Source organism: Methylomonas sp. TEB, from assembly GCF_047777895.1.
Lineage (GTDB): Bacteria > Pseudomonadota > Gammaproteobacteria > Methylococcales > Methylomonadaceae > Methylomonas.
Genome location: NZ_CP180476.1, coordinates 1,518,141 through 1,531,830, shown reverse-complemented (window position 1 = coordinate 1,531,830; position 13,690 = coordinate 1,518,141). Strand labels below are relative to the sequence as shown.

The window sequence follows — 13,690 nt, the reverse complement described above, 5'->3', positions numbered from 1 at the left end:
TCCCGGCCAGATCCCCGACATCAGCAAACTATGACAGATAAACTTGCCAATACTGCCAATCAGATACGCCGGTTCGTGCTGGTCGCAGTGTGTTTACTGTTGATAGGTGAGATTACCGTTGTGCTCTATCAAAACATAAACGGCACGAGTGAGCTGACCAAAATATTGATAGTTTTGCTGCCCGGACTGGCTGTCTTGTTGATTTTTAGCGAACTGCTGTCAAATCGGCAACATTTATCCTCCGGACTGACACCCATCGGCGACTTTTACGACCATCTCGCCCAATCCGCCATCGTGGTCGATAATCAGGGGATTATTCGCCATGCCAACCAGGCAGCCGCTTTGTCGGTGGGCAAGTCCCCGGCGGAATTAGTCGGACAAACCATACACGCCTGGTTTCACCCGACCCACCATGCCGAAACAGAGTGCCCCTTATGCCAACATATCATGGCCGGCAAGGCTATGCAGGCCAGCGACTTTGCCTTTCCAAATCAAACATGGCAGCAAATCTCGCTTACCCGTCTGTCCACGCAGAACAACAGCGAATTAATTCAGTTCCATATCGACATCACGCCGCGAAAACAAATTGAAGAACAATTGGCCCTGGTCATAGACGGCGCCCAGCTAGGCTACTGGGATTGGAATTATCTAAGCGGCGAACATTCCGTGAATCAACGTTGGCTGGACATGTTGGGCCTCAGCCATGACGAGTTGGATAACTATGTCAGCGACTGGGACAAACGCCTGCATCCGGACGACAGACAACGAGTGAAACAGTTCGTTGCCAAACATATAGCCTCCGACCGCCCCTATGTCGTGGAATTTCGCATGCGCCATAAACTCGGCCATTGGGTATGGATACAAGGTTCCGGCGCCGTTGTCGCGTACGATCCGGTCAGCGGCGCTCCAAGCCGACTATGCGGCACGCACCAAGACATCAGCGTGCGTAAGCAGTCGGAGCATAATCTGCAACGCGCCTATCAAATTATCAGCCAGAGCGCGGCAGTGGTATTGAAATGGAATAATTCCGAAGGATTACCGATAGAATTCGCCACTGAGAACGCCCGCCAGCTATTCGGCTACAGCGTCGAACAATTGATTACCGGCAATCTGTTTTATCTCAACCTGATCCATCCCGACGATGTCGGGGTTTTCCTTCGCGAGATAGCCACCTGCCGCAACGATCCGGACTGTTCTGAAATAGCGCATCAACCCTATCGCATCGTCGCCCAAAACGGCGGCATAAAATGGGTGCAAGACCGCAAGATGGTGGTGCGCAACGAGCAAGGCAAGATTATCGACTATCAGGGTCTGGTGAGTGACATCACTCAGCAGCGTCAGCAATCCAGTGTGATTAGGAATATCGTCTCCAGCAACCTGCCGCAAAGTGCCGCGTCGCTGCTGGATAATCTGACGCTATTGACCGTGGAAACCCTGGGAGCCGATTTTGCATTAATTGCCGAAACAACAGGCAATGGACGTGCCCGCAGCCTATCGCTTTGCGCAAAAGGCAAAATTGTCGGTAACCGCGAATTCAGCCTGGATAATTCGCCTTGCCGCGAGGTGGCCGCCGGCACTATTTGTTGTGTCGAACACGACGCAGCGGAGCGATTCCCCGACGCCGACTGGCTGCGACGCCAACAAATTCAAGGCTATCTGGGCATTCCATTACACGACAAACAACAAAATAGTTTCGGATTTATCTCGGTATCCTACTGTCGGCCCATTCCCGATACTACCTTTGCCACAGACACCCTGAAATTATTCGCGTTGCAAATTACCGCCGAACTGGAACGCAGCCGCGCCATCAATGCCCTGCAAGACCAAAAACAGCGCTTACTGGATGCGCAAAGTATTTCCCATATCGGCGATTGGCATTGGCATTTGCCGGGCAATCACTTTAGCTGGTCGGACGAAATGTATCGGATCACCGCAACCAGTAAAGCTGTTTTTACCCCCAACTTTTCCAGCATTTTAAGCACGCTGATTCATCCGGACGACCAAAGCTTTTTCAAAACATCGATGCAAAACGCGATCAGTAGCGGCAGTCTCGATTTCAGACATCGGATAGTGCTCGGTAACGACCAAATTCGTCATGTCCACCAACGTGGACAAGTTATTCGCGACGTTAATGACAAACCCACTGGCGTTCAAGGCACCATGCAAGACATCACCGACCGGCTGCAAACCGAGCAACGGCTTTTGGAAGCCAAGCAGCAGGCAGAACAGGCAACACGGGTAAAATCGGAATTTCTCGCCAATATGAGCCACGAAATCCGCACGCCGATGAATGCCATTATCGGCTTGGTTGAATTATGTCTGAACAGCAGCATCTCCGCCAAACAGCGCGACTACCTGGAAAGAGTGGAAACCGCCTCGCGCTCGTTGATGACCATCATTGACGACATTCTGGACTTTTCCAAAATGGAAGCCGGAAAAATGCAACTGGAATCCGTACCCTTTCTATTGGAAGAAATGCTGGACAAGGTGTTTTCCACGATGTCGGAACTTTGCGCCAGCAAAGGCATAGCCTTGATTCGCCCACCTAAGACGCTAACTTTTCTCCCGGTGATCGGCGACCCGCAACGGCTAAGGCAAATTTTTATCAATCTGATCGGGAATGCGATCAAATTTACCGAACATGGCGAGGTAAGAGTCACGCTCACCGAACTTAAGCGCTCTGCGCAACAGACTTGTTTGCAGTTTAGTATCAGCGATACCGGCATCGGCATGAATGCAGAAAAACAAGCCAAACTATTCCAGGCGTTCAGCCAAGGCGACAGTAGCGTCACACGTCATTACGGCGGCACGGGCTTGGGCCTGATCATTTCCAAACAATTGGTTGAACAAATGGGCGGAACGATAAGCGTCGCCAGCCAAGAAAACCTAGGCTCGACATTTACCTTTAGCGTCAAACTGGGCATTACCAGCCTTGCTTCGATACGCAATGCGCAATACCAACAAAAGCTTCCCCTCGATACTGGGAAATTGCAACATATCAGCGGCGCCCGAATATTGCTGGTTGAAGACAACGAAGTGAATCGAATTGTGGCCATAGAGTTGCTGGAACAAGCACATTTGCAAGTCGACGTGGCCGAAAACGGCGAAATCGCCTTGGGCAAACTGCAACAAACCACTTACGACTGCGTGCTAATGGATGTGCAAATGCCGGTGATGGATGGCTATCAAACCACCAAACAACTACGAACACTCCCCGGCTGTCAAACCTTGCCGGTCATAGCGATGACCGCTAACGCGATGAGTAATGATCGCAACAAATGCTTTCAAGCCGATATGGACGATTTCATCAGCAAACCGATATTACCGGAAACGCTTTACGCCACGCTGGCAAAATGGATCAAACCGCGAGCCGACGGGATACCCCAGACCGATCCCAACAGCGAACAGTTGGAAAGCAATCCGCTTCCTTATCTGTATGGCATAGACACCTCCGCCGGCTTACAACATACGGCCGGGAATCTTGCCGTCTATCGAAAAGTGTTACTAAAATTTGCTGAAAACCATGCGGATACCATGAACGAAATCGGCCAAGCCTTCATACATAACCAGTACGACAAGGCCTGTCAATTAGTCCATACTTTGAAAGGCTTAGTCGGCTCCCTCGGGGCGTTACAATTGCAAAGCCACTTAGTACGGCTGGAAGAGTCGCTAATCGATTTCCGCGCCAATATTGCCGACGTACCGTATATCGATAGTAATATTGCCGCCACAACACTGGAGATGAGCAAGGTTATCAGCAGTATCAACAGTAATTTGGCCAACAGCGAAAGCCACAGCGACGGTGAACCGCGCTACTCGACACTGGAAACTCGGCAACAGCTGGCCATATTGATTGATAAACTGCAAACCTTCGATTCCGACTCAGACCAGCAACTTGAGCGGATTATGCGCCATATCGATGATAAAGCTCTGCTGCAAATCTTATTGCCCATCAAAAAACAAATTGCCAATTACCAGTTTGTAGATGCCGCGCAAGCTCTCAACCACATACTGGAACATCGGATATAGGAAAATGGAAAGTAGAAACACGCATACCATTCTGGCCGTGGATGATAGCCCGGAAAATCTGGATCTTATCAAGAATATTCTCGAACCCCATTACACGGTAAAAGTAGCCGTGCATAGCGAACTGGCGTTACATATCGCCACCAGCCAGCTTCCCGATCTGATCCTACTGGACATCATGCTGGACGACATGGATGGTTATGAAATATGCCACCAGCTCAAGTCGTCGGATAAAACCCGCAATATTCCGATTATTTTTCTGACCGCTAAACACTCGGAAGAAGATGAGGTACACGGTTTTCGAATCGGCGGTAGCGACTACATCACCAAACCGTTTTCGCCATCGATTGTTTTAGCAAGAGTACGCACTCAAATACAACTAAAAACTAAATCCGATTTATTGGAAAAACTGGCATCGCTGGATGGACTGACCGAGATACCCAACCGCAGAGCGTTTGACGCCGCCCTGGAACGCCAATGGAACCAGTCCAAACGCACCGGCATGCCGCTCTCGTTGTTAATTGCCGATATTGACAATTTCAAACAATTTAACGACTACTTTGGCCACCCTATGGGCGACGAGTGCCTGAAACGGGTGGCGCGTGCGTTACAAACCATTACCCACAGACCCGAAGACTTGGTAGCAAGATTGGGCGGTGAAGAGTTCGCCATCCTGCTTCCCAACACCGACAGCATAGGCGCCCTGATGCGTGCCGAGCAGTACCGCGAAGCCATAGAGAATCTGAAAATACGGCACACACAGAACAATCCCAACAATTTCGTGACCATATCCCTCGGGGTTGCGACGCTACAGGCCCACACGTTCGACGACGTTGCCAGTTTATTGAAAGCAGCGGACGATGCGTTATATCAGGCCAAGCATCAAGGGCGGAATCGTATCTGCGCGAATAACTTGTCCAACGGCAGGTAGTTTAGAGATCTGCGCGTCGTTCCCGTTTCCGAAAGCGTCTATAATCCCCGCTAATCCACTCGATACCTTATTACCTCGGCTTTTTGTTTATGCATCTTTACCTCGACTTTAATGCTTCCTATCTTGCCGCGTTTGTAATGGGTTTATTCAGCAGCCTGCATTGCATAGGCATGTGCGGCTCCATTATCGGCACCCTGACTTACAGCCTGAAACCCGAACTTCGTAACGATAAACGCCGTCTGTTCGGCATCGTGCTGAATTACAACATCGGTCGGGTTCTCAGCTACGCGATGGCCGGTGCCTTGGTTGGCGTGCTGGAGGCCTTCTTAACTTTACCTTTTGCTCAAGGCCAAGCGCACAGATTTTTGCAACTCCTCTCCGCCGTGGTGATGGCGGGTGCAGGGCTTTACCTTGGCGGCTGGTTTCCGTATTTTGCCTATATAGAAAAAATGGGCGCACGCTTCTGGAAACTGATCGAACCATTCGGCCGCCGATTGATTCCGGTACAAAACCGCACCCAAGCTTTGTTGTTTGGTATGGTGTGGGGCTGGCTACCCTGTGGCCTGATTTATACGGCATTGGCACTAGCAGTTACCACGGGGAGCATTACCCACAGCGCGCTCACGATGTTAGCATTTGGATTGGGCACTTTACCTGCCGTAATGGGTGTCGGTATAATGACCTCATTACTGGCGAGGCTTTCGAAAATCCGGCACTTTAAACACGCGGTGGCAGCCTTGTTTATTATCTTTGCGCTATTGGCAGCCTTCCCATGGCTCTATCCGATGCGCGTTGAACACATCATGACGTTTTGAGAGGTTTTACAGTGGATAACTTCGATCCTATTATTGGACAATCTCCCGCAATCGAAGCATTGATTCGCAGCGCTCGTATCGTTGCGGCGACCGACGTTACCGTGCTGATCAAAGGCGAAACCGGCACGGGAAAAGAAGTACTGGCAACGGCAATTCAAAAGGATAGCCCGCGCGCAAATAAACCTTTCATCGCCTTAAATTGCGCAGCACTCCCTGAGGGTCTGGTTGAATCAGAAATATTCGGCCATAAGAAAGGCGCTTTTACCGGCGCAGTATCGGACAAGCAAGGTTTGTTTCAGGCAGCCGATGGCGGCACATTGTTTCTGGACGAAATCAATTCTTTACCCTTGGGAATCCAGGCGAAACTTTTGCGCTTTCTGGAGTCGGGAGAATGTTTACCCGTTGGCGGCACCAAACCCTACATGGTGAATGTGCGCGTGATTGCTGCCTCCAATGCCGACCTCACCAAGCTGATAGAAAACGGTCAATTTCGTCAGGACTTGTATTTCCGCTTAAATGTAGTGCCGCTGGAATTGCCGGCATTGCATCAGCGCACCGAAGATATAGAAATACTGGCGAAACACTTTTTCACACACTTCTCGGCCGCACATTCCCTGGAACCCCCTACTTTCAGTAGACAAGCCATAAAAACGCTGCGCAGCTACAAATGGCCGGGCAATGTACGTGAATTGCGCAATCTTTGCGAAAGACTGAGCATTCTGCTGGCGGGCAAAGTAATCGAGCCGGAAAATCTGCCCCACGAATTCAACCGCAGCGCAATAACAGTCAGCTCGGACTTTACTTTGCCGGAGTTGGGTCTACAACTAGATGCACTGGAAGCAGATATGATTCTGCAAGCTTTGAACAGAACCAAGGGCAATCGCAGCAAATCGGCGCGCTTATTGGGCATTTCCAGAGACACCTTGCTTTACCGGATTCAAAAGCACGGCTTGGCAACACACTAAGCCATACGGTTTACCGGGGCTGCATGGTTCAGCCCCAGCCTCCACCTAAACAGCTAACGCCGCCTGATCCACTGCACAGTAACATTATCGCTTTTACCTTGGGCTCGTAATACCGCCATTTTTGCCATCTTCTGCAACTCCGGCTTTCCGCTGCACTCTTGCGATAACGCCAACAATTCCTGTTCCTTTACAAACTCCCAAAAACCGTCGCTACAGAGCAGAAAAGTTTCGCCGCATTTCATCGGTGGGAAACAGGCAATATCCACCGCAGGCGTACTCAACACATTGATGCTTCGCGTGAGCTTATGCTGGTCGGGATGAACCCCCATCTCCCATTCGCTGATTTTTCCCTCGTTAAACAGTTGTTGGGGCACCGAATGATCTTTTGTACGCCATAGGACTTGCTCGGAATTGATCCGATAAACTCGCGAATCTCCGCAATGCGCCACTATCGCTCGTTCCTGGTCCAAATACAGAATTGCGCAGGTGGTGTGGGCATCGCTTGCAAACGGATCGTCGGCAAATAGTTCACTCATATTCCTAACAGCTTCCGCAATCCAAGCAGCCATGACCGTTTCTGCCTTCACTGAGGCTATATGAGCATGATATTTTTCCGCCAGAGCAATCAAGCTACGGCAAAAAAATTGCGACGCTTTTTCGCCGGAGTAATGTCCGCCTAATCCGTCAGCGACCACAAATAATGCGTAATCAGAGCACACCCGGTGCGCCATGCAATCCTGATTGACCTCGCGATTGCCTATCGAGGTTAATTGATAAAACTCGAGTTCGTTCTGCATTACATCAACCGTGTAAACGCGACTCCCGCATGACACGCTTCATATCCCTGACCGCGCTATCCAAGCCGGAAAACAAAGCCTGCGCAATCAAGGAATGACCAATATTTAGCTCAACAATCTGCTCGATCCGGCAAATAGCTTCCACATTGGCGATATTCAAGCCGTGGCCTGCATTCACTTGCAATCCTGCTTGGTGCGCGTAAGCCGCAGCCGTGCGGATTCGTTGCAATTCTTGCTCCCGCTCTGGTTTACTTGCAGCATCGGCATAGCGGCCGGTATGTAACTCCACCACCGGCGCACCCGCCTGGACCGCCGCGTCGATTTGCCGATAATCCGGATCGATAAACAAAGAGACTTCTATATTCGCATCCGCCAATTGTTGGCAAGCAGAACGCATCTTTTCCGCGGCGCCTGCCACATCCAGACCGCCTTCGGTCGTCAATTCCTCTCGGCGCTCGGGCACCAAACAACAAGCTTGTGGCTCGACCTTAACCGCAAACGCCAACATGGCTTCTGTCACGGCCATCTCCAGATTCAACCGGGTGTGCAACATATCCTTTAACAAATAAATATCTCTGTCCTGAATATGCCGCCTGTCTTCGCGCAAATGCGCGGTAATACCGTCAGCACCGGCTTGCTCGGCGATCAGCGCAGCCTGCACCGGCTCGGGATAACGAGTACCTCTAGCCTGACGCAAGGTCGCAACATGGTCGATGTTGACACCTAATAAGATGATTTGTTTTTCCATTGAATATAAGTCCGCAAGCGGATGAGAAAGAGGGATGAAAGACGGTCAACCTATCCTGATCTTTGTCTTTCGCCTATAAATACTTAATAATTTTTGCCAGGACATCCCTACTTTTCAGCTGTCTGCCTTGCAAATGTCCATCCAGCATTTTTCTGAAGAGCAGTTTGGCTTCGAGCAGCGCGCGGCCTTCCAATGAAGCCCTTGCGGCCAATATTGACAAGGTTTCACCACCAATCAAACCTTCGTTATCCGCGACCATGCCGCAATCAGCTAAAAAATTGTAGCGCTGACCTATCTTGATGGGATTACCGTTAGCTTCCGAATCCATCGCAACGGCGTAGCCAGCTTCTTGCAATAAATCCAGTTCAAAATAACGCAAAGTCTGTTCGATGCGCTCGCCTAGCAATAAATCACCCAAGCAACGCTCGTAGCAACTGAATATTTCCGGCTGGGGGTCGTCTTTGTGCACGAATAGTTGCACCAGCTCGTTCACATAAAATCCGCAGTAAAGCGCCAAGCGCTCTAAAGGGTAGCTGTCGACGTATTCCACCTGAGACAGAATTTTTAGTTCGTTTTTATCGACAAACGACAGCCGCAAGGCGCTGAAAGGCAATAACAACCCGGCTATTTTCGACTTTTCCTTACGTACGCCCTTGGCGAGCATGGAAACCACGCCAAAATCCCGGGTAAAAACATCTAACAATACGCTGGTTTCCCGGTATGGCCGATGCTGCAGAACAAACGCCGGCTGTAAATAAACGGCCAAGCCGCTCATTAATGGCCAAAATCGCTAAAACCTAAACTCTGTAAGGCGCGCTCGTTATCCGACCAACCCTTTTTCACTTTAACCCACAATTCCAGATAGACTTTTTGGCCGATCAATTTTTCAATATCGACTCGCGCTTCGCTACCGACTTTTTTCAGCATTTCGCCTTGTTTACCGATGACGATGCTTTTTTGGCTATCCCGCTCTACCAAAATCGCCGCGTATATTTTGCAAAGCTCCGGAAACTCCTCGTAGCGTTCGATTTCCACGGTCAGTGCATAAGGTAATTCGTCACCCAAACGCCGGGTCAGTTTTTCGCGAATAATTTCAGCGGCAAAAAAGCGCTCCGGCCTGTCGGTGATTTGATCTTCCGGATAAATAAACTCGGCCTCGGGCAGCAAAGCCATGATGTGCTGCTCCAATACATCAAGATTGGTATTTTTCAATGCCGAAACCGGCACGATATGCTGAAACGGATATTTTTGTTGGGCCTCGGCGAAGAACTTCAGCACCGCATCCTTATCCTTGATTTTATCGACCTTGTTGATTGCCAAGATAACCGGCAGTCCGGCTTGCTCGAGTTTCTTGAAAATCTTCTCGTCGTAGTCGTGCCAATACAGGCCGTCCAGCAACCAAATCACGACATCGACTCCCAGCAAGGTGCTGTCCGCAGTCTTATTCAGATAACGGTTCAATACCTTTTTTTCGTCGCTGTGCATACCCGGCGTATCCATAAAAATGGCTTGTCCGGCGGCTGTCGTCTTGATACCCAGAATTCGGTGCCGGGTAGTTTGCGGTTTTCTTGAGGTGATACTGAGTTTCTGACCCAGCAAGTGATTCATCAGCGTCGATTTGCCGACATTGGGCCTACCGATTAAAGCAACATATCCGCAGTTCATTTATCCCTGGATTGTAAAAAATTTAACATATTTTCGGCAGCAGCCTGCTCGGCCTTTTTTCTGGAAATACCCACGCCGTTGCGCGTTTCCGGTGTTAATGCGATGGTGCATTTCACTTCAAAGGTTTGGGCATGATCCGCGCCGGACATGCTGACCAATTCGTAAATCGGCAAGGGTTTACGGCTGGCTTGCATCAACTCCTGCAAACGGGTTTTCGGGTCTTTGGTCCAATCGTCTACTTTCAGCGCGGCCAGCTTGTCATCGAATAATCGCAATATCCACTGCTGACAAACCTCAACGCCTTGGTCTTTCAGCAAGGCCCCCATGATGGCTTCCAACGCATCCGACAAAATCGAATCTCTACGGAAACCGCCGCTTTTCAGTTCGCCGGAACCGAGAATTAGATAATCACCGATATTGTGCTGCCTGGCCACTTCCGCCAGCGAATTCTGGTTGACCAAACTGGCACGTAGCCGGCTTAAGGCGCCCTCTCCCGCCTCGGGGAACAGTTCGTATAGTTTTTGGGCGATCACGAAGCCCAACACGGAATCGCCCAAATATTCGAGACGCTCGTTGTTTCTGGCCCCCATGCTGCGATGAGTCAAAGCCATCGTAAATAAGCTGGGATCGTTAAAGGTTAAACCCAACTTACCGGCAAGAATTTCAGGCTTTTTAATCACTTATTGCCAGCTTCGAATCCCTCGTGGAATTCAACCAACACACTCAAATTACCCATGATAGGCTCCACTCGCTCGTAGTCGATGTCAACCCGTACATAGCCGGGTTGCGCGACAATTTTGATATTGTCATTGGTGACGTGCTCTACATAATTCATATCAAAGCGTTTTTCCAAGCTACCCTTTATATCAGACTTAGTTTTAGTCACTATATCGGTAGTGTTTTCCACCGCCTTCAAGGCGTTTACCACCCGGCTATGATTGATGTAAATCGGCGCAATTTTTAGAATCAATAAGGTAAAAAAACCAATTAACGCCAAAATAAAGGCAATGGACAGAAAGGTTAAACCGCGTTGTTTTTTTAATGATGACGGCATAACACTACCCCCGAGAAAAATTAGAAATAAACCGACGACTGTTGAGAGTCCACCGCAATAAGCATTGTTTTTTCGGATTATCTTGCAGCAAACCGCTCAACGCAGCACTGTGCCTAGCCGGTCGAAAGCAATACCGTTATTTTGCCAGTCCCAATTCATCCAGATAAAAAAGGCTCTACCCACCAGATTAGCTTCCGGTACCGTACCCCAATAACGACTGTCATTACTGTTATCGCGGTTATCGCCCATGACGAAATACTGACCCTGCGGCACGACGAACACATCCTCTACGGACGAAGCCCCGTGACTTACCAGGATGGAATGCTCAACCCCCAACAAATCCTCTTCCAGCCGCTCTGCACCGCTCATATTGCTGCCCTGCCCGACGCCTTGATAACGCCCAAGAGACACTTGCTTGGCGGGTACGCCGTTGACGTAAAGCTTTTTATCAAAGTAAGCGACGCGGTCGCCCGGCAAACCTATCACCCGTTTGATGTAATCGACTTCCGGCTGTTTCGGAAACCTGAACACCACGATATCGCCGCGCTTGGGCTCACCCATTTCGATAACCTTGGTGTTCAGCACCGGTAAGCGCACCCCATAACTGAATTTATTCACCAAAATAAAATCACCGACCAACAATGTCGGCATCATCGATCCCGAGGGAATCCGGAACGGTTCGAACAGAAACGAGCGCAGCAACAATACGATCAACACCACCGGGAAAAACGAACGGGCATATTCGACCAATAACGGCTCGTTCTCAGTAGGATAAGGTAGATTGGCCCGCTTCAGATATAAGCTATAGCCACCCCAGACAACGCCGGTGACAAAACTGGCTACCACCAGAAAAAATGAAAAATCGTAATCCATAATTGATCGTTATTACTCTTTATTGACCTGCAACACCGCCAGGAAGGCTTCCTGTGGAATCTCGATACTACCCACCTGCTTCATGCGTTTCTTACCGGCTTTCTGTTTTTCCAGCAGCTTTTTCTTACGGGTAATGTCGCCACCATAACATTTGGCTGTGACATTTTTGCGCATGGCTTTTACGGTAGAGCGGGCGATGACCTTGGCACCGATAGCCGCCTGAATCGCCACTTCGTACATCTGCCGCGGAATCAGATCTTTCATCTTATCGACTAAATCTCGACCACGATTCTGACTCAGATCGCGATGGACGATAATCGACAAGGCATCAACTTTGTCACCATTGATCAAGACGTCCAGCTTAACCAGCGGCGCAGGCTCGAAGCGCAAAAATTCGTAATCGAAAGACGCATAGCCGCGGCTACAGGATTTCAAACGATCAAAGAAATCCAGCACTACTTCGCTCATCGGTAGTTCGTAACTAAGCGATACTTGGCTACCGGCATACTGCATGTTTTTTTGGATGCCGCGTTTTTCGATACACAGATTGATCACGTTGCCCAAGTAGGCCTGCGGCACCAGAATATTGGCCTGAATAATCGGTTCGCGAATCTCGACAATGGTGCCGACATCCGGCAGCTTAGCCGGATTGTCGACCATAACAACCTCGCCGCCATGGGTTTCCACTTCGTAAATAACAGTCGGCGCGGTGGTAATCAGATCGATGTTGTATTCGCGCTCCAGCCGTTCCTGGACGATCTCCATATGTAGCATGCCGAGGAAACCGCAACGAAAGCCAAAACCCAGCGCTTGCGAGGTTTCCGGTTCGTAATTGAGTGCCGAGTCATTCAGACGCAATTTATCCAACGCTTCGCGCATGGCACCGAAATCATCGGAACTGACCGGATACAAACCAGCAAACACCCGCGGCTGGACTTTTTCAAACCCCGGCAGTACTTCACTGGCGGGATTGTCGGTAGCCGTAATGGTGTCGCCGACCGGTGCGCCGAAAATATCCTTGATGCCGGCGACGATGAACCCCACCTCACCGGTGTTGAGTTGCTGCTTTTCCAATTGTTTGGGGGTATAAACGCCCAATTTATCAACCAGAAATGACTTTCCGGTCGACATGACGGTAATTTTTTGCTTTTTCCGCAAACTACCGTTGACGATGCGCACCAAGGACACCACGCCCAGATAGTTGTCGAACCAGGAATCGATGATTAAAGCCTGTAACGGCGCATTTTCATCGCCGGCTGGCGGCGGAATCTTTTGAATCAGTTGATCCAGCACGGCTTCGACACCAATGCCGGTCTTGGCACTGATCTTCAAAGCTTCATCGGCCGGAATGCCGATCACATTCTCAATCTCTTCCATCACCCGCTCGGGCTCAGCTGACGGCAAATCGATCTTATTCAAGACCGGCACGACTTCCAAACCTTGTTCGATGGCGGTGTAGCAGTTAGCGACGCTTTGCGCTTCGACGCCTTGAGCGGCATCGACGACCAGCAAGGCGCCCTCGCAAGCCGCCAGCGAACGCGAAACCTCATAGGAAAAGTCCACGTGGCCCGGCGTGTCGATAAAGTTCAGCTGATAGGTGACGCCATCGCTGGCCTTGTAATCCAGGGTGACGCTTTGCGCCTTGATGGTAATACCACGCTCCCGCTCCAGATCCATGGAATCGAGTACCTGCGCCTCCATTTCCCGGTCGCTTAAGCCGCCACAAATTTGAATAAATCGGTCTGCCAATGTCGATTTCCCGTGATCGATATGGGCAATGATGGAGAAATTTCTGATATTTTTTTGATCCACTTAG

At 50.1% G+C, this 13,690-nt stretch carries 12 protein-coding genes; 4 read left to right on the top strand and 8 right to left on the bottom strand.

The genetic code is table 11. The features are described from left to right. Positions 1-30 precede the first annotated feature (30 nt). The 4 genes from ACMXD4_RS06980 to ACMXD4_RS06965 all read left to right on the top strand — a co-directional run bounded on the left by ACMXD4_RS06980 (position 31) and on the right by ACMXD4_RS06965 (position 6,737). Complete coding sequence (locus ACMXD4_RS06980) at positions 31-4,029, top strand: PAS domain-containing protein (RefSeq protein WP_415880274.1); 3,999 nt, start codon at positions 31-33, stop codon at positions 4,027-4,029. A gap of 4 nt (positions 4,030-4,033) precedes the next feature. After that, complete coding sequence (locus tag ACMXD4_RS06975) at positions 4,034-4,957, top strand: diguanylate cyclase domain-containing protein (protein WP_033155528.1); 924 nt, start codon at positions 4,034-4,036, stop codon at positions 4,955-4,957. An 89-nt stretch (positions 4,958-5,046) separates the two neighbouring features. Next, a complete protein-coding gene (locus ACMXD4_RS06970; protein ID WP_020485298.1) occupies positions 5,047-5,772 on the top strand; it encodes a sulfite exporter TauE/SafE family protein in 726 nt (241 codons plus the stop codon). Positions 5,773-5,783: 11 nt separating this feature from the next. Then, a complete protein-coding gene (locus ACMXD4_RS06965; protein ID WP_033155529.1) occupies positions 5,784-6,737 on the top strand; it encodes a sigma-54 interaction domain-containing protein in 954 nt (317 codons plus the stop codon). Between the two features lie 53 nt (positions 6,738-6,790). Here ACMXD4_RS06965 and ACMXD4_RS06960 read toward each other — a convergent pair whose 3' ends face one another. From ACMXD4_RS06960 to lepA, 8 genes are all read right to left on the bottom strand, one after another. After that, a complete protein-coding gene (locus tag ACMXD4_RS06960; RefSeq protein WP_171696079.1) occupies positions 6,791-7,534 on the bottom strand; it encodes a PP2C family protein-serine/threonine phosphatase in 744 nt (247 codons plus the stop codon). A 4-nt stretch (positions 7,535-7,538) separates the two neighbouring features. Continuing rightward, entirely contained in the window at positions 7,539-8,282 is a 744-nt protein-coding gene (pdxJ, locus tag ACMXD4_RS06955) for a pyridoxine 5'-phosphate synthase (protein WP_171696080.1), read from the bottom strand. A gap of 73 nt (positions 8,283-8,355) precedes the next feature. Then, on the bottom strand, positions 8,356-9,057 hold the full coding sequence (recO, locus tag ACMXD4_RS06950; RefSeq protein WP_415880273.1) for a DNA repair protein RecO: 702 nt from the start codon (positions 9,055-9,057) through the stop codon (positions 8,356-8,358). After that, positions 9,057-9,947, bottom strand: a complete 891-nt coding sequence (gene era, locus ACMXD4_RS06945) for a GTPase Era (protein WP_415880272.1) — start codon at positions 9,945-9,947, stop codon at positions 9,057-9,059. The genes recO and era overlap by 1 nt, the downstream gene beginning before the upstream one ends. Continuing rightward, entirely contained in the window at positions 9,944-10,627 is a 684-nt protein-coding gene (rnc, locus tag ACMXD4_RS06940) for a ribonuclease III (RefSeq protein WP_415880271.1), read from the bottom strand. Before rnc ends, era begins: the two co-directional genes overlap by 4 nt. Further along, positions 10,624-11,001 (bottom strand): DUF4845 domain-containing protein, encoded by a 378-nt coding sequence (locus ACMXD4_RS06935; RefSeq protein ID WP_033155535.1) that lies wholly within the window; start codon positions 10,999-11,001, stop codon positions 10,624-10,626. The genes rnc and ACMXD4_RS06935 overlap by 4 nt, the downstream gene beginning before the upstream one ends. A 96-nt stretch (positions 11,002-11,097) precedes the next feature. After that, complete coding sequence (gene lepB / locus ACMXD4_RS06930; RefSeq protein WP_033155536.1) at positions 11,098-11,874, bottom strand: signal peptidase I; 777 nt, start codon at positions 11,872-11,874, stop codon at positions 11,098-11,100. A 12-nt stretch (positions 11,875-11,886) separates the two neighbouring features. Continuing rightward, positions 11,887-13,686: a translation elongation factor 4 gene (gene lepA / locus ACMXD4_RS06925; RefSeq protein ID WP_101054918.1), complete on the bottom strand. Its 1,800-nt coding sequence runs from the start codon at positions 13,684-13,686 to the stop codon at positions 11,887-11,889. Between the last annotated feature and the right edge of the window lie 4 nt (positions 13,687-13,690).